The 16,646-nt window shown below is 69.4% G+C and carries 12 protein-coding genes and 1 tRNA gene; 4 read left to right on the forward strand and 9 right to left on the reverse strand.

From position 1 onward, the window contains the following. The first annotated feature begins 84 nt into the window (after window positions 1-84). Both GTW40_RS14815 and pyk read left to right on the forward strand, forming a co-directional pair. Window positions 85-777, forward strand: coding sequence for an SIMPL domain-containing protein (locus GTW40_RS14815; protein WP_161180658.1), 693 nt, complete (start codon window positions 85-87; stop codon window positions 775-777). A 191-nt stretch (window positions 778-968) separates the two neighbouring features. Continuing rightward, window positions 969-2,405 carry a pyruvate kinase gene (gene pyk, locus GTW40_RS14820; protein WP_161180659.1) on the forward strand — a complete coding sequence of 479 codons (1,437 nt, stop codon included), beginning with the start codon at window positions 969-971 and terminating at the stop codon, window positions 2,403-2,405. A gap of 6 nt (window positions 2,406-2,411) precedes the next feature. Here pyk and GTW40_RS14825 read toward each other — a convergent pair whose 3' ends face one another. Together GTW40_RS14825 and GTW40_RS14830 are read right to left on the reverse strand one after the other, a co-directional pair. After that, window positions 2,412-3,200, reverse strand: a complete 789-nt coding sequence (locus tag GTW40_RS14825) for a helix-turn-helix domain-containing protein (RefSeq protein WP_161180660.1) — start codon at window positions 3,198-3,200, stop codon at window positions 2,412-2,414. A gap of 89 nt (window positions 3,201-3,289) precedes the next feature. Continuing rightward, window positions 3,290-3,372: transfer RNA gene (locus GTW40_RS14830), tRNA-Leu, on the reverse strand. Window positions 3,373-3,465: 93 nt separating this feature from the next. Between GTW40_RS14830 and GTW40_RS14835 the strand changes: the two genes are divergently transcribed. Further along, window positions 3,466-4,140, forward strand: a complete 675-nt coding sequence (locus tag GTW40_RS14835) for a response regulator (RefSeq protein ID WP_161180661.1) — start codon at window positions 3,466-3,468, stop codon at window positions 4,138-4,140. Between the two features lie 72 nt (window positions 4,141-4,212). On the opposite strand, the gene GTW40_RS14840 is transcribed toward GTW40_RS14835, so the two are convergent. From GTW40_RS14840 to GTW40_RS14870, 7 genes are all read right to left on the reverse strand, one after another. Continuing rightward, the gene (locus GTW40_RS14840) at window positions 4,213-4,929 is read right to left on the reverse strand and encodes an ABC transporter ATP-binding protein (RefSeq protein WP_161180662.1); all 717 of its coding nucleotides are present in this window, start codon (window positions 4,927-4,929) and stop codon (window positions 4,213-4,215) included. Then, window positions 4,926-5,918, reverse strand: a complete 993-nt coding sequence (locus GTW40_RS14845) for an ABC transporter ATP-binding protein (protein ID WP_161180663.1) — start codon at window positions 5,916-5,918, stop codon at window positions 4,926-4,928. Before GTW40_RS14845 ends, GTW40_RS14840 begins: the two co-directional genes overlap by 4 nt. A 5-nt stretch (window positions 5,919-5,923) precedes the next feature. Beyond that, window positions 5,924-7,762 (reverse strand): branched-chain amino acid ABC transporter permease, encoded by a 1,839-nt coding sequence (locus tag GTW40_RS14850; RefSeq protein WP_161180664.1) that lies wholly within the window; start codon window positions 7,760-7,762, stop codon window positions 5,924-5,926. 5 nt (window positions 7,763-7,767) lie between these two features. Beyond that, entirely contained in the window at window positions 7,768-8,700 is a 933-nt protein-coding gene (locus GTW40_RS14855) for a branched-chain amino acid ABC transporter permease (RefSeq protein ID WP_161180665.1), read from the reverse strand. A 109-nt stretch (window positions 8,701-8,809) separates the two neighbouring features. Further along, window positions 8,810-10,045 carry a branched-chain amino acid ABC transporter substrate-binding protein gene (locus tag GTW40_RS14860; RefSeq protein WP_161180666.1) on the reverse strand — a complete coding sequence of 412 codons (1,236 nt, stop codon included), beginning with the start codon at window positions 10,043-10,045 and terminating at the stop codon, window positions 8,810-8,812. 569 nt (window positions 10,046-10,614) lie between these two features. Beyond that, window positions 10,615-11,088, reverse strand: coding sequence for a hotdog fold thioesterase (locus tag GTW40_RS14865; protein ID WP_161180667.1), 474 nt, complete (start codon window positions 11,086-11,088; stop codon window positions 10,615-10,617). Between the two features lie 60 nt (window positions 11,089-11,148). Beyond that, entirely contained in the window at window positions 11,149-13,449 is a 2,301-nt protein-coding gene (locus GTW40_RS14870) for an FdhF/YdeP family oxidoreductase (RefSeq protein ID WP_161180668.1), read from the reverse strand. Window positions 13,450-13,695: 246 nt separating this feature from the next. Between GTW40_RS14870 and polA the strand changes: the two genes are divergently transcribed. Next, window positions 13,696-16,416 (forward strand): DNA polymerase I, encoded by a 2,721-nt coding sequence (polA, locus tag GTW40_RS14875; protein WP_161180669.1) that lies wholly within the window; start codon window positions 13,696-13,698, stop codon window positions 16,414-16,416. Window positions 16,417-16,646 lie beyond the last annotated feature (230 nt).

Here is a 16,646-nt window from a genome sequence, read left to right on the forward strand (position 1 = left end):
CAGACCTACCAGGTTGCGATCCGGTGACCGATACACCCTGAACTCCCGCCACCCGTAAGGGCGTCACATGACACAGTGGGACACATGACCACTCCACCCGCACCCGCGCACGGCACCCCCGACGCCCCCCTCCTCGTGGTCCAGGGCGCGGCGGAACTCGAGACCGGACCCGAGATCGCCCGCATCGGCATCACCGTCGCCGCCCGCGGCCGCGACCGGCGCGCCACCCTCGACGACCTCACCCGCCGCAACGCCGCCGTCCTCGACCTCGTCAAGTCCTACGGCGAAGCCGTCGCCGAACTCTCCACCGGTGCCTTCTCCATCACCCCCGAACTCTCCGAACGCGGCCGGGGCGAGCGCGTCCGCAGCCACCAGGGCCAGGTCCGCCTCGACGCCGAGTTCACCGACTTCACCGCACTGGCCGAACTCGCCACCCGACTGGCCGACTTGGAACTGACCCGGGTCGACGGCCCCTGGTGGTCCCTGCGCCCCGGCTCCCCGGTCCACACCGAGGCCCGCCGCCGCGCCGTCGCCGACGCCCTCCAGCGCGCCCGCGAGTACGCCGACGCGCTCGGCACCTCCGTCGCCGCCCTGGTCGAACTCGCCGACACCGGCGCCGACCGCCCCCGCGCCATGGCCGCCTACGGCGGCGCCGCCCGCTCCCTCACCAGGGGCGGCCCCGCCGAACCGCCCGAGGCCCTCGACCTGGAGCCCGCACGGATCACGGTGGCCGCGCAGGTCACGGCACGCTTCACGCTGGTGCCGCCGAGGCTGTGAAAACGCGGACCTGGAAATGGGCGGCGTGAATGGGTGAGCGAAATGGGTGACGAACTGTTGCGCGAAAAACATCGCTCATAGGAGCGGGTCGCCGCACAATTCAACACTTGTCAATAAGCCTTTCCGTAAAGGTCGTTGAATGGCCATCGGGCCCGGATTCTCTACCCGCCGGTAAGCCCTAGGCTCGCATCATGCGCCGAGCAAAGATCGTCTGCACACTCGGGCCGGCCACCGACTCGTACGACCAGATCAAGGCACTGGTCGAAGCCGGAATGGACGTCGCCCGCTTCAACCTCAGCCACGGCGGCCAGGCCGAACACGAGGCGCGATATCAGCGCGTACGCAAGGCCGCCGACGAAACCGGCCGCAGCGTCGGACTCCTCGCCGATCTTCAAGGCCCGAAGATCCGGCTCGGCCGATTCGCCGAAGGCCCTGTGATCCTCGAACGCGGCGACACCTTCACCATCACCGTCGAAGAGGGCGTCGAGGGCGACCGCCACCGCTGCGGCACCACCTACGCCGGACTCGCCACCGACGTCACCCCCGGCGAACGCGTCCTCGTCGACGACGGCAAGGTCTGCCTGGAGGTCACCTCCGTCGACGGCCCCCGCGTCCACACCCGCGTCCTCGAAGGCGGCGTCGTCTCCGACCACAAGGGACTCAACCTCCCCGGCGTCTCCGTCTCCGTACCCGCCCTCACCAAGAAGGACGAGGACGACCTCCGCTGGGCCCTGCGCACCGGCTTCGACACCGTCGCCCTCTCCTTCGTCCGCGCCGGACGCGACGTGCTCGACGTCCACCGCGTCATGGACGAGGAAGGCCGCCGCCTCCCCGTCATCGCCAAGGTGGAGAAGCCCCAGGCCGTCGAGAACATCGAGGAGATCGTCGCCGCCTTCGACGGCATCATGGTCGCCCGGGGCGACCTCGGCGTCGAGATGCCCCTCGAACACGTCCCCGTCGTCCAGAAACGCGCCGTGCAACTCGCCCGGCGCAACGCCAAGCCGGTCATCGTCGCCACGCAGATGCTCGACTCCATGATCGAGAACGCCCGACCGACCCGCGCCGAAGCCTCGGACGTGGCCAACGCGGTGCTCGACGGCGCGGACGCGGTGATGCTCTCCGGCGAGACCAGCGTCGGCAAGTACCCCGTCGGGGTCGTGCACACCATGGCGAAGATCGTCACGGCAGCAGAGGAGGACATGCTGGCAGGTGGCCTCCCCCCGCTGACCGAACGCGACAAGCCCCGCACCCAGGGCGGCGCGGTCGCCCGCGCGGCGGCGGAGACGGGCGACTTCCTCGGCGCCAAGTTCCTCGTCGCCTTCACCCAGTCCGGCGACACCGCCCGCCGTCTCTCCCGCTACCGCTCCCCGATCCCCCTCCTCGCCTTCACCCCCGAACCGGCGACCCGCTCCCAGCTGAGCCTGACGTGGGGGGTGGAGACGTTCCTGGGCCCGCACGTCGACTCGACCGACGCGATGGTGGCCCAGGTGGACGAGCTGCTGCTCCGCTACGGCCGCTGCGAGAAGGGCGACATGGTGGTCATCACAGCGGGCTCCCCTCCGGGGGTCTCGGGCACGACGAACCTGGTCCGGGTGCATCACGTGGGGGAGGACGACAGTCCCCGGTAGGCGTCGTCAGTATTTGGGGCCTACGTGGGTGTCCATGAGGGCGACGGAGGGTTTGCGGGCGATGGAGATGTTGAAGGGGTCGCTGCCGCGGGCGAGAGTCGTCCACTCGACGCCGACGTTGTCGAGGGTGTCGGTGAAGAGCCGACGGATGTCATCCGACTTGTTGGCGAAGAAGTACCGGGGGTACTCATAGCGCTTGCGCTCGCCGCCGACCAGCTTCTCGGTCCAGTTGGTGATGCGGCAGCCGTCGGAGTGGATGAGGCCGCGGATGAACTCCCAGGGATGAGCGTCGACGATCTCCTGCTGCCAGGGTTCCAGGGCGATCGCGCGCTCGTGCTTCTTGCCGGGGCCGTGCTGCGGGAAGAGGCAGAACAGATGCTTCGAGCAGACCTTGACGTTGCGGCAGCCCGTTCGGCGAACGCGACAGACGGAGTTGTCAGGGAACACCGCGTGCATGGCCGCTTCGCACTCGTCCATGAGGCCGGGCCACGACTCGGCGCACGTGATCATGAGGCTGGGTACGCGGTGCTGGGAGTAATGGCTGATATGGCCATCGCCCAGGTACAGGCCGAGCAGGTAGCTGTACGCCGACTCGTCGAGTTCTCGCCCGTCGCATCGAGGACACGACGGGTTGTGCCGACCAGGACACTCGCCACGCTTGGCCCGGTCCATGTGCTTCCAGTAGCCGATGGTCCCCAGCGGCACGTTGAGATTCCTGGCCACGTCGGCGTTCTTCGCGCCGCCGCGCAGCAGCGTGAGTGCCCTCTGTCGTACGTCAGTGCCATGGATGTTCATCCGAACACCGTGCGTCACCGGCTACGGCGACGCGCAGCAAAAAGCGGAGGACCACGCGAACGTGATCCTCCGCTTATGGCGTCGCAGAGTGCCGGGTGCGGGACTCGAACCCGCACGTCCTTTCGGACAGATGTGTTTGAGACATCAGCGTATGCCATTCCGCCAACCCGGCCAGGCACTCCGTGAGTGTACCGGTTTACTGCACGTCCCCGCTGCTAGGTACCCTGCTAGAAGCAGTGCCCCTGCCCTGGATCAAGGAGCCTCCGTGACCGCCCCCGAGTCGCCCCAGCCCGCAGACGTGTCCGACGACGACAAGTCGCATGTGCCCCCGCTGACGACCCGTGTCGTCATCGCGGAGGACGAGGCGCTGATCCGGCTCGACCTGAAAGAGATGCTGGAGGAGGAGGGCTACTCGGTCGTAGGCGAGGCCGCCGACGGTGAGCAGGCCGTGGAGCTGGCCCGGGAGCACAAGCCGGACCTGGTGATCCTGGACGTGAAGATGCCGAAGCTCGACGGCATCTCGGCGGCCGAGAAGATCGCCGAGGAGTCCATCGCCCCGGTCCTGATGCTGACCGCGTTCTCGCAGCGCGACCTCGTGGAGCGCGCCCGCGACGCCGGTGCCATGGCCTACCTCGTCAAGCCCTTCAGCAAGAGCGACGTGGTCCCGGCCATCGAGATGGCCGTCTCCCGCTTCACGGAGCTGCGCCAGCTGGAGCAGGAGGTCGCGGACCTCACCCAGCGCCTGGAGACCCGCAAGCTGGTGGACCGCGCGAAGTCGATCCTCCAGACGGAGTACGGCCTGTCCGAGCCCGCCGCGTTCCGCTGGATCCAGAAGACCTCCATGGACCGCCGCCTGTCGATGCAGCAGGTCGCGGAGGCGGTCATCGCGGACGACCACGAGAAGAAGGCGTCCAAGAAGAAGGACAAGGACAAGGACTGATCCTCCTCGTTCATGTGACGAGGCCCGCGCCCCCCCCGGAAGGGGAGCGCGGGCCTCGTCGTGTACGACGGCTCAGTCCTCGCCGAGGTACGCCTTCCGCACGGACTCGTCGTGGAGCAGGTCCTGGCCGGTGCCGGAGAGGACGATGCTGCCGACCTCCATGACGTGGCCCTGGTCGGCGAGCGAGAGGGCGGCCTGGGCGTTCTGTTCGACCAGGAGGATGGTCGTGCCCTGGGACTTCAGCTCGGCGATCGTCGCCATGATCTTCTGCATCATGATCGGCGAGAGGCCCATGGAGGGCTCGTCCAGCATGAGCAGCTTGGGCTGGGACATCAGCGCCCTGCCCATGGCCAGCATCTGCTGCTCACCGCCCGAGAGGGTGCCCGCGGCCTGCTTGCGGCGTTCCCCGAGGATGGGGAAGAGGTCGTAGGCGCGCTGGATGTCCTTCTCGATGCCGGCCCGGTCGTTGCGCAGGAAGGCACCGAGGCGCAGGTTGTCCTCGATGGTCATGCGCGGGAAGATGTGCCGGCCCTCGGGGGAGTGGGCGAGTCCGAGGGAGACCACGTCGTGGGCGGGGACCTTCTTCAGCGACTTGCCGTTGAAGCGGATCTGGCCGCCGACCGGCTTGAGCAGCCCGGACAGGGTGCGCAGCGTGGTGGTCTTGCCCGCGCCGTTGGTGCCGATGAGGGTGACGACCTGGCCCTCCTCGACGCTGAAGGAGATGCCCTTGACGGCTTCGATCTTGCCGTAGGCGACCCGCAGGTCCTCGACTTCGAGCAGTGCGGTCATCGGTCGTTCTCCTTGCCGTTCTCCTCGCCGGTGCCGTTCGCCTCGTCGGGCGCGGCGTCCGTCGTGGCCTGGTCCTGGACCTCGGCCTCGGTCTCCGCCTCGGCCTGGGGCGCGACCGCTCCGGCCGCGTCGGCCTCGGCGGCCTCGACCTCGGCCACCTCCTCGGCGCCGGGGGCGTCCTCGAAGGGTTCGCCGAGGTAGGCGGCGACGACGCGTTCGTCGCCCTGGACGGTGGCGCTGTCGCCCTCGACGAGCTTCTGGCCCTGGACGAGGACGGCGACGCGGTCGCACAGGTTGAAGATGAAGCGCATGTCGTGCTCGATGACGAGGACGGCGATGCCCTGGTCGCGGATGGCGAAGACCAGTTCCTCGGTGGCGCGGGTCTCCTGCGGGTTCATGCCCGCGGTGGGCTCGTCGAGCAGGAGGAGGCCGGGCTCGCTGGCGAGCGCGCGGGCGATCTCCAGTTTGCGCTGCTCGCCGTAGGGGAGGTTGCGCGCGAGGTGCTCGGCCTTGTGGTCCAGGCCCACGAAGGCGAGGAGTTCCATGGCGCGGGCGCGGGAGGCTGCTTCGGCCTTGTGGAAGCCGGGGCCGCGCAGCAGGGCGGACCAGAGTCCTTCCTTGGTGCGGGTGTGGCGGCCGACGAGGACGTTCTCCAGGACGGTCATGTTGGCGAAGAGCCGGATGTTCTGGAAGGTGCGGGCGATGCCGGCCGCGGTGACCTTGAAGGACTTGGGCGGCAGGACGGTGCCCTTGTAGCGGACCTCGCCCTCGGTGGGGACGTAGAGGCCGGTGAGGCAGTTGAAGAAGGTGGTCTTTCCGGCGCCGTTGGGGCCGATGAGGCCGACGATCTCGCCGCTGTTGACGGTGAGGTTCACGTCGCGGACGGCGGTGAGGCCGCCGAAGCGCATGGTGACGCCGCGGGCGTCGAGGACCGTCTCGCCGGGGGTGGTGCCGGGGGCGGTTTCCTGGGTGGTGGTGTCGGTGGTCATGGTGGTCAGGCCCCTGCCTTGCTGAGGACGGGCGCCTCGGTGTCCTCGTGGAACTCCAGTTGGCGGCGCCGGTTGGGGATGAGGCCCTCGGGGCGGAAGCGCATCAGCAGGACGAGCGCGACGCCGAAGGCGAAGAGCTGGTAGTCGCCCAGGAATTGGAGCTTGGCCGGGATCAGGTACAGCAGTGCGGCGCCGACGAGGGGACCGGAGATGGTGCCCATGCCGCCGAGGACGACCGCTGCGAGGAGGAAGGCCGAGTTGGGCGGTACGACGTGCGCGAACTGGTACTGCTCCGGGGTCACGGTGTAGGTGACGTGGGCCTGGACGGATCCGGCGAGACCGGCGAGGCAGGCGCCAAGGGCGAAGGCGATGAGCTTGACCCGGAAGCCGTTGATGCCCATGGCGAGCGCGGCGGTCTCGTCCTCGCGGATGGCGATCCAGGCGCGGCCGATGCGGGAGTCGCTGCTGCGCCGGAAGACGATGACGACGACGAGGGTGATGAGGAGCATCAGCAGGAAGTAGTTGGCGAACCGGCCGATGGTGGCGCCGAAGAGCTGGTGTTCCTGGCCGAAGTCGTAGCCGAGGATGTTGAGGTTGGGGATGGAGGAGATGCCGTTGGAGCCGTTGGTGACGTCGGGTCCGGAGGTGCCGTCCATGTTGAGGACGGTGATGCGGAAGATCTCTCCGAAGCCGAGGGTCACGATGGCGAGGTAGTCGCCGCGCAGGCGGAGGGTGGGGGCGCCGATGAGGACGCCGAAGATCATGGCGACGACCGCGCCGAGCAGGGCGGAGGCCCAGAAGGGCCAGTGCACGTGCAGCGGCGAGGAGGGCGAGCCGGAGACGAGGGCGGAGGTGTAGGCGCCGACGCCGAGGAACGCGACGTAGCCGAGGTCGAGCAGACCGGCGAGGCCGACGACGATGTTCAGGCCGAGGGCGACGGTGGCGAAGATCAGGATGTAGACGCCGATGGTGGCGTACTGGTCGTCGGACTGGGTGAAGGGGAAGGCCGCGGCGGCGACGAAGGCGCCGGTCATGGTGACGTTGCGGTGGCGTGCGGTGATCGCCGAGATCCGGGCCACGAGTCCGGCCTTGGCGAGGGCGGCGAAGCCGAATCCGGCGGTGATGAGGAAGCCGATGAAGAGTTCGTCGTACTCGGTGCCGATGCCGTAGGTGAAGACGAGCAGGCCGAGGGCCATGACACCGGCGATGACGAGGATCTCCGCCCAGGCGGGCAGGGTGCGGCCGGGGGCGGGGGACTCGGAGGCGAAGGCGGCCTTGAAGTTCTGCCGGTTCTGTCGCGCGCGGTGCCGGAAGGCTTCCCAGCCGGTGTCGTCGGGGTCGGCGGGGTCGGGCTCGGGCCGCTGGAAGGGCAGCGCGAGGGAGCCGAGCAGGGCGACCAGGGTGGCGACGGCGACGACGTAGCCGCCGGGTTCGAGGTTGACGACACCGCCGAGCTTGGCGCTGATGGCGATGACGGTGTACCAGGCGGTGGCGAAGGTGCCGAGCGCGGCGAGCTTGAGGGCGCTGTCGGCGCTGCCCGGGGTCAGGAGCCTGAGGCCCTTGACGCCGTAGGAGGCGAGGCCGAACAGGGTGGTGAGCAGGCCGCCGATGAGGACGAGGACCTGGAGGCCGCCGGGGTAGCCGTAGACGGTGAGGTCGCCGGGGAAGGCGGCGGTCCAGGTCCAGGCGAGGAAGGTGGAGACGACGGCCAGGGCGCCGCCGCCGGTGGCCAGCGCGCGGCCGACGGTGGCGGGCAGGCCGATCAGGCCGGTGGCCGCGGGGGCGCTGGTGTCCGGGGTGTCCGGGGTCTCCGGCGTGCCGGGTGCGGTGGTCTGTGTGGTCATCGGTGTCACGCCCTGTCCGCGACGCGCTCGCCGAGCAGGCCCTGTGGCCTCAGCAGGAGCACGAGGATGAGGAGTACGAACGCCCAGACGTCGGCCCAGGACTGGCTGCCGAACTTGTCCATCCCGGGGATGTCCGCGATGTAGGCGGTGGAGAGGGCTTCGGCGACGCCGAGGACGAGGCCGCCGAGCATGGCGCCGTAGATGTTGCCGATGCCGCCGAGGACGGCCGCGGTGAACGCCTTGAGGCCGAGGATGAAGCCCATGCGGAAGTCGATCTGGCCGTACTTGAAGCCGTAGGCGACGGAGCCGACGGCGGCGAAGGCGGCGCCGAGGGCGAACGCGATCACGATGATGCGGTCGGTGTTGACGCCCATGAGCTTGGCGGTGTCCGGGTCCTGGGCGGTGGCCTGCATGCCGCGTCCGGTGCGGGTGCGCATCACGAAGTAGGCGAGGACGGCCATGCTGAGGGGGGCCGCGATCAGGAGGAAGATGTCACCGGTCTGGATGGTGACGCTGCCCAGCTCGAAGGGGCCGCCCGGGATGCTCGGGAAGGTGCGTGCGGACTTGGCCTCCGGGTACCACGCCCAGACCGCCTGCTGGAGGGCCAGGGAGAGGCCGATGGCGGTGATGAGCGGGGCGAGCCGGGGGGCGGTGCGCAGTGGCCGGTAGGCGAATCGTTCCGCTCCGACGGCGACACCGACGGCGACCACGATGGCGCCCACCAGCATCAGCGGCAGGGCGATCCACATGGAGGTGCCGTCGGGAAGGACGTACACGTAGATCGTGAGGGCGCCGAAGGCGCCGGTCATGAAAATCTCGCCGTGGGCGAAGTTGATGAGCTGGACGATGCCATAGACCATGGTGTAGCCGATGGCGACCAGCCCGTACATGGAACCTAGTAGCAGGCCGTTGACCAGCTGCTGCGGCAGTTCGTTCACCGCATTGCCTCCGAGCGTTCGGATGAGTTCGACGGATGTGTCCGGATGTGAGTCCGCGCGGGGCGCCACTTCAGCGCCCCGCGCGGCTCGGCTGGTGCGGGTGTGTGGGTCAGGAGCCGTTGTAGGTACCGGACTCCACGGTGGTCCAGGCACCGCCCTTGACCGTGTACACGGTGAGCTGCTTGTTCGTGGCGTCGCCGAACTGGTCGAAGGAGACCTTGCCGGTCACGCCGTCGAAGGAGACGTTCTGCAGCGCGGCGGTGACCTTGGCGCGGGCGTCGGAGGGCAGCTTGCCGCCGTTGTCGTCGACGACCTTCTTGACGGCCTCGATGATGGCCCAGCCGGAGTCGTAGGAGTAGCCGCCGTAGGCCGCGTAGTCCTCCTTGTAGCCGCCGGCCTTGTAGTCGTCGACGAACTGCTTGGCGGAGGGCAGGGTCTCCACCGGGGCGCCGACGGAGGTGGCGAAGTCGCCGGTGGCCGCGGGACCGCCGAGCTTGATGAAGGTGTCGTCCTTGATGCCGTCGCCGCCGATCAGCGGGATCTTGGCACCGGCGGCCTTGATCTGCTTGCTGAGCGGACCGGCCTGGGGGTACTCGCCGCCGTAGTAGACGATGTCGGCGCCGGAGTTCTTCACCTTGGTCGCGACCGCGGAGAAGTCCTTGGTGTCGGGGTTGATGTGCTCGGTGCCGACCACCTTGCCGCCGAGCTTCGTGAACGCGGCGGTGAAGGTGGCGGCGAGGCCCGCACCGTAGGTCTTCTTGTCGTCGATGACGAAGACCTTCTTCTTCTTGGCCTTGTTGAAGACGTACTGCGCCGCGTACGGGCCCTGGACGGCGTCCGTGGTCGCGGTGCGGAAGTACGACTTGTACTGGCGCACCTGCTTGTGCTGCCAGTCCGGGCCCTGGGTGAGGCTGACGCCCGTGTTGGCAGGGGAGACCTGGGCCAGCTTGGCGTCGTCGAGGACCTTCTGCATCGACTCGGCGACGGAGGAGTTGAGCGGGCCGACGACACCGAGGACGCTCTTGTCGGTGACGAAGGCGACGGAGTTCTGCTGGCCCGAGGAGGGCTGGCCCTGGTCGTCCTTGGCCTCGATCTTGAAGGTGACGCCCTTGACGTATTCCTTCTTGTTCGCGGTCTTGGCCGCGAGGTCCACCGAGTTCTTGATGCCGAGGCCCAGCGCGGACAGGTCGCCGGTCAGCGGGGCGTCGACACCGATGACGACGGTGGTGCCGCCGTCCGCGGAGCCGTTCCCCTTGTCGCCGCTGTCGCGCGAGCCGCAGGCGGTCAGGGTGAGAGCTCCCGCAGCCAGCGCGGCGGTGATGGCGATGAGCGAACGTTGACGCACGATCAGTCCTTTCCCTGGACGACCGCATCCTCATGGAAACGGTCGAGCCGCGCACTGGCCGAAAAGTGAATCCGGGGCGCGGTGACTGGCCGTGACTCTAGGCGTGTGTGGGGAACGTGGAGGAGGGTCTGACGAATGCTGTGACGCTCTTGTTATGACACGAGGTAATGCAGAGCGGTACGCGGTGGGTGAAAGGCAGGAATTCGGTCCGGTTCGCCCCGTCCACATCGTGAGAACCCGCAGGAACGCCCCTCAACTGTTCAGGCGTCTCAAGGGTTTTGGTGATGACGCGATCTTCGTCGCGGCACGTGACATTCGGGACCGCGGCGATCTGCCGGGCGGATCGGGAACGCGGGGTGGAACAGGAATCCGTATTGCGCGCGTATTACACAGAGTTACTTTCAGGGAAATGATTCGGCGCCTTCCGGTTTCCCGGAATTCGGTCATATGCGGGCATGGCGAGGGCCGGGGGCCCGCGCCGTCGGCACTCCGGACGACGCGGGCCCCCGGCCCTGACACTTCATCAACTCGACAAGACGGACGGTCACTTGGTCCCGTCCTCGGCGGGCTCAGCCCTCGGCGCCGCCCGGCCGGACGTCACGCAGCAGACAGGTCAGCCGGGCCGTGCAGACCCGGCGGCCCTCCTCGTCACTGATCACGACCTCGTACGTCGCCGTCGAGCGGCCCCGGTGCACCGGGGTGGCCACGCCGGTCACCAGGCCGGAGCGCACGCCCCGGTGGTGCGTGCAGTTCAGGTCCACGCCCACCGCGATCTTCGAGCTGCCGCCGTGCAGCATGGCGCCGATCGAGCCCAGGGTCTCGGCGAGCACGGCCGAGGCGCCGCCGTGCAGCAGGCCGTACGGCTGGGTGTTGCCCTCCACCGGCATGGTGGCCACCACCCGGTCCGGGGCCGCCTCCAGGACCTGCACACCCATCCGCGTGCCGAGGTGGCCCGCCGAGAACAGCGCGGGCAGGTCCACACCGAGCGCCGCGTACTCGTCGATGATCTCCTGCGGGAATTTCACCTGCTGCTGCTCACCCATGGTCCCGCTCCGTTCTCGCCACGCCTGTCCGGCGGCCCGTCCCTGTCGCTGAGCGAACGCTCAGTCGGTCGCCGATTGTTCCAGACGGGGTGTCGCGGCCGCCTCCAGCCGGATCACCACCGACTTGCTGGCCGGGGTGTTGCTGGTGTCGGCGGTGGCGTCCAGCGGCACGAGCACGTTGGTCTCCGGGTAGTACGAGGCCGCGCAGCCCCGCGCCGTCGGGTAGTGCACCACCCGGAAGCCGGGCGCCCGCCGCTCCACCCCGTCGCGCCACTCGCCCACCAGATCGACGTACGACCCGTCGGCCACGCCCAGTTCGCGCGCGTCCTCGGGGTGGACCAGGACGACACGGCGGCCGTCGGTGATGCCCCGGTAACGGTCGTCCAGGCCGTAGATCGTGGTGTTGTACTGGTCGTGCGAGCGCAGCGTCTGCAGCAGCAGCCGTCCCTCGGGCAGCTCGGGGTGCTCCACCGGGGCGGCCGTGAAGTTGGCCTTGCCGGTGGCCGTCGCGAAGCGGCGCCCGTCGCGCGGCCCGTGCGGCAGGGCGAAGCCGGCGGGGTCGGCCACGCGCGCGTTGAAGTCCTCGAAACCGGGGACCACCCGCGCGATGCGGTCGCGGATCGCCGCGTAGTCCCGCTCGAACTCCTCCCACGGCACCGCGCTGTCCGGCAGCACCCGGCGCGCCAGACGGGACACGATCGCGGGCTCCGACAGCAGCTGCGGACTCGCGGGCGCGAGCCGTCCGCGCGAGGCGTGCACCATGCCCATGGAGTCCTCGACGGTCACGAACTGCTCGCCGCCGCCCTGCACATCGCGCTCCGTGCGGCCGAGCGTCGGCAGGATCAGGGCGCGGGCGCCGGTGACCACGTGCGAACGGTTCAGCTTGGTCGACACGTGCACGGTCAGCCGCGCCCGGCGCATCGCCGCCTCGGTGACCTCGGTGTCGGGGGAGGCGGAGACGAAGTTGCCGCCCATGGCGAAGAACACCTTCGCCTCGCCGTCCCGCAGCGCCTGGATGGCCCGTACGACGTCGAAACCGTGCGCGCGCGGGGGAGCGAACCCGAACTCCTTCTCCAGCGCGTCCAGGAACGCCGGGGCGGGCCGCTCGAAGATGCCCATGGTGCGGTCGCCCTGCACGTTCGAGTGACCGCGCACCGGGCAGACGCCCGCGCCCGGGCGGCCGATGTTGCCGCGCAGAAGCAGGAAGTTGACCACCTCGCGGATGGTCGGCACGGAGTGCTTGTGCTGGGTGAGACCCATCGCCCAGCAGACGATGATCCGCTGGGAGTCGAGCACCATGGCGAGCGCCCGCTCGATCTCCTCGCGGGCCAGACCGGTCGCGGCCAGGGTCTCGTCCCACTCGGCCTTGCGGGCGGCGTCCGCGAACTCCTCGTACCCATGGGTGTGCTCGCGGACGAACTCCTCGTCCACCGCGCCCTCGGTCTCCAGGACGAGCCTGTTGAGGAGGCGGAAGAGGGCCTGGTCGCCGCCGAGACGGATCTGGAGGAACAGATCGGTGAGCGCGGCGCCCCTGATCATCCCCTGCGGGGTCTGCGGGTTCTTGAACCGCTCCAGGCCAGCCTCGGGCAGCGGGTTGACGCTGATGATCCGCGCCCCGGACGCCTTGGCCTTCTCCAGCGCGGAGAGCATCCGGGGGTGGTTGGTGCCCGGGTTCTGCCCCGCGACGATGATCAGATCGGCGCGGTAGAGGTCCTCCAGGAGAACGCTGCCCTTGCCGATGCCGATCGTCTCCGACAGCGCCGAGCCGGAGGACTCGTGGCACATGTTGGAGCAGTCGGGCAGGTTGTTGGTGCCCAGCTCGCGCGCGAACAGCTGATAGAGGAAGGCGGCCTCGTTGCTGGTGCGGCCCGAGGTGTAGAAGACCGCCTCGTCGGGGGAGTCCAGCGCGGCGATCTCCTCGGCGACGATGCCGAGGGCACGCTCCCAGCTCACGGGCTCGTAGTGGCTCGCGCCCTCGGCGAGATACATGGGGTGCGTGAGGCGCCCCTGCTGGCCCAGCCAATAACCGCTCTTGTCGGACAGATCCTCGACGGAGTGCTCCGCGAAGAACTCCGGGGTCACCCGGCGCAGCGTGGCCTCCTCGGCCACGGCCTTCGCGCCGTTCTCGCAGAACTCGGCGGTGTGCCGGTGCGCGGGTTCCGGCCAGGCGCAGCCGGGACAGTCGAAGCCGTCCTTCTGGTTCACCCGGAGCAGGGTGAGCGCGGTGCGCCTGACCCCCATCTGCTCCTGCGCGATCTTCAAGGAGTGCACCACCGCGGGCAGCCCCGCCGCCGCGTGCTTCGGCTCTGCTATCCGCGGCGCGTCCTGCACCGGATCGCTCTTGGGCGGCTTCGTCGCCATGTGCCCGCTCCCCTTCGACTGTCTCTCCGGTCCCGGCGCCACGCCCTGCCTGTGGCCCGTTCCCACGTCTCGCGCATCAGCATGCCTGGCGAGGGGGCGCAGAGGGAGGGGGTGGGACGGTGGCGTTCGGTGAGCGGGGGGAGGGGCGCGGTGAACGGCTCTCCCGTGTGTCTTTGGTGATCGCCGGTCCGGTGGCCGTCCTGTTCGTGGACCCGGCTGTCAGTGGGCCGTGGCAGGATCGGGGGCGTGGCAGAGACAGCATCGAAGAAGAACGAGACCAACCCCGGCCGGCCCCGGCTGATGCTCATGGACGGGCATTCGCTGGCGTACCGCGCGTTCTTCGCGCTGCCCGCGGAGAACTTCACCACCGCGACGGGCCAGCCCACGAACGCGATCTACGGCTTCGCCTCGATGCTGGCCAACACCCTGCGTGACGAGGCGCCCACGCACTTCGCGGTGGCGTTCGACGTGTCCCGCAAGACCTGGCGCTCGGAGCGCTTCACCGAGTACAAGGCGAACCGTTCCAAGACCCCGGACGAGTTCAAGGGCCAGGTCGAGCTGATCGGCGAGCTGCTCGACGCCATGAACGCGCCCCGCTTCGCGATCGACGGCTTCGAGGCGGACGACGTGATCGCCACCCTCGCCACCCAGGCCGAGGCCGCGGGCTTCGACGTACTGATCGTCACGGGCGACCGCGACTCCTTCCAGTTGGTCAGCGACCACACCACGGTCCTCTACCCGACCAAGGGCGTCTCGGAGCTGACCCGGTTCACCCCGGAGAAGGTTCTCGAGAAGTACGGGTTGACGCCCGCGCAGTACCCCGACTTCGCCGCCCTGCGCGGCGACCCGTCCGACAACCTGCCCGGCATCCCCGGCGTCGGCGAGAAGACCGCCGCGAAGTGGATCAACCAGTTCGGCTCCTTCGCGGAGCTGGTCGAGCGGGTCGAGGAGGTCAAGGGCAAGGCAGGCCAGAACCTCCGCGACCACCTGGAGTCGGTCAAGCTCAACCGCGTCCTGACCGAGCTGGAGCGCGAGGTCGAGCTGTCGAAGACGGTCGCCGAGCTGGAGCGCGCCCCGTACGACCGCAAGTCCGTCGTGACGATCCTGGACACCCTGGAGATCCGCAACCCCTCCCTGCGCGAGCGCCTCTTCGCCGTCGACCCCGGCGCCGAGGAGGCCGAGACGACCCCGGTCGCGACCGAGGGCGTGGAGATCGACGGCACGGTCCTGGGCACCGGCGAGCTGGCCCCCTGGCTGGCGGAGCACGGCACGGAGATCCTGGGCGTCGCCACGGTGGACACCTGGGCGCTCGGCGCGGGCTCGGTGGCCGAGGTCGCCCTCGCGGCGCCCGGCGGAGCGGCCGCCTGGTTCGACCCGGCCGAACTGGACGAGACCGACGAGCGGGCCTTCGCCGCGTGGCTGGCGGACGCGGACCGCCCCAAGGTGTTCCACAACGCCAAGGGCGCGATGCGGGTCTTCGGTGAGCACGGCTGGAGCGTCGAGGGCGTCCGCATGGACACCGCGCTCGCCGCGTACCTGGTCAAGCCGGGGCGCCGCTCCTTCGACCTGGACGCGCTCTCGCTGGAGTACCTGCACCGCGAGCTTGCCCCGGCCGCCGCGGCCGACGGCCAGCTGGCGTTCGGCGCGGACGACGGTGCCGAGGCCGAGGCGCTGATGATCCAGGCCCGTACGATCCTCGACCTGGGCGAGGCGTTCGAGGCCCGTCTGGAGGAGGTCGGCGCGGCCGATCTGCTGCGGGACATGGAGCTGCCCACCTCCGCGCTGCTCGCCCGCATGGAGCGGTACGGCATCGCGGCCGACCGCGGGCACCTGGAGACCATGGAGCAGACCTTCGCGGGCGCGGTGCAACAGGCCGTGAAGGAGGCGCACGCGGCCGCCGGGCACGAGTTCAACCTCGGCTCGCCCAAGCAGCTCCAGGAAGTCCTCTTCGGCGAGCTGGCGCTGCCCAAGACCAAGAAGACCAAGACCGGGTACACCACCGACGCCGACGCTCTCGCCTGGCTCGCCGCCCAGACGGAGAACGAGCTGCCGGTGATCATGCTTCGCCACCGTGAGCAGGCCAAGCTGCGTGTCACGGTCGAGGGCCTGATCAAGACCATCGCGGGCGACGGCCGTATCCACACCACCTTCAACCAGACGGTGGCCGCGACCGGCCGGCTCTCCTCCACGGACCCGAACCTGCAGAACATCCCGGTCCGCACCGACGAGGGCCGCGCGATCCGCCGGGGCTTCGTGGTGGGCGAGGGCTTCGAGTCCCTGATGACCGCCGACTACAGCCAGATCGAGCTGCGCGTGATGGCCCACCTCTCCGAGGACGAGGGCCTGCTCCAGGCGTTCACCTCCGGCGAGGACCTGCACACCACGGTCGCCTCCCAGGTGTTCTCCGTCGGCCGGGACGCGGTCGACCCGGAGATGCGCCGCAAGATCAAGGCGATGTCGTACGGCCTGGCGTACGGGCTCTCCGCCTTCGGCCTCTCCCAGCAGCTGAACATCGAGGCGGGCGAGGCGCGCGCCCTGATGGACACCTACTTCGAGCGGTTCGGCGGCGTACGGGACTATCTGCGCCGGGTCGTCGACGAGGCGCGGGCCACGGGCTACACGGCGACCCTCTTCGGCCGCCGCCGCTACCTCCCCGACCTCAACAGCGACAACCGCCAGCGCCGCGAGGCGGCCGAGCGGATGGCGTTGAACGCCCCCATCCAGGGCACGGCGGCCGACATCGTCAAGATCGCCATGCTCCACGTCGACCGCGCCCTGCGCGAGACGGACCTCAAGTCCCGCATGCTCCTCCAGGTCCACGACGAAATCGTCCTGGAGATCGCCCCCGGCGAACGCGCCGCCGTGGAGAAGATCGTCCGCCGCGAAATGGCCGACGCGGTGTCCCTCCGGGCACCCCTGGACGTCTCGGTGGGCGTGGGCCCGGACTGGGAGTCGGCCGCACACTGATGTGGACGGCGTCGTCGGGGGAGGGCAGGTTCCGCACTGCCCTCCCCCGCGTCGCACCCGGGCCGAGACGCAGGTCACGTTGACTCGGTCTTGGAAGATGCGTAATGTTCTCCGAGTCGCTTGAACCGGGTACGGCAATCGCCAGTAGACGGAAGCGGCCACCCCACTACCTACGACTTCCCCTTGGCGGGGGTCCATTCGGCGTGTCCGCACGTCCGAATTGAATCCGC

Source organism: Streptomyces sp. SID4985, assembly GCF_009863025.1.
GTDB lineage: Bacteria > Actinomycetota > Actinomycetes > Streptomycetales > Streptomycetaceae > Streptomyces.

Excerpts from the sequence above, each read along its gene's own strand:
- GTW40_RS14825 (WP_161180660.1), bottom strand. The coding sequence starts at position 3,200 with ATGAACATCCATGGCACTGACGTACGACAGAGGGCACTCACGCTGCTG.
- GTW40_RS14815 (WP_161180658.1), top strand. The coding sequence starts at position 85 with ATGACCACTCCACCCGCACCCGCGCACGGCACCCCCGACGCCCCCCTC.
- GTW40_RS14845 (WP_161180663.1), bottom strand. The coding sequence starts at position 5,918 with ATGACCACCGACACCACCACCCAGGAAACCGCCCCCGGCACCACCCCC.
- GTW40_RS14870 (WP_161180668.1), bottom strand. The coding sequence starts at position 13,449 with ATGGCGACGAAGCCGCCCAAGAGCGATCCGGTGCAGGACGCGCCGCGG.
- pyk (WP_161180659.1), top strand. The coding sequence starts at position 969 with ATGCGCCGAGCAAAGATCGTCTGCACACTCGGGCCGGCCACCGACTCG.
- GTW40_RS14850 (WP_161180664.1), bottom strand. The coding sequence starts at position 7,762 with ATGACCACACAGACCACCGCACCCGGCACGCCGGAGACCCCGGACACC.
- GTW40_RS14865 (WP_161180667.1), bottom strand. The coding sequence starts at position 11,088 with ATGGGTGAGCAGCAGCAGGTGAAATTCCCGCAGGAGATCATCGACGAG.
- GTW40_RS14840 (WP_161180662.1), bottom strand. The coding sequence starts at position 4,929 with ATGACCGCACTGCTCGAAGTCGAGGACCTGCGGGTCGCCTACGGCAAG.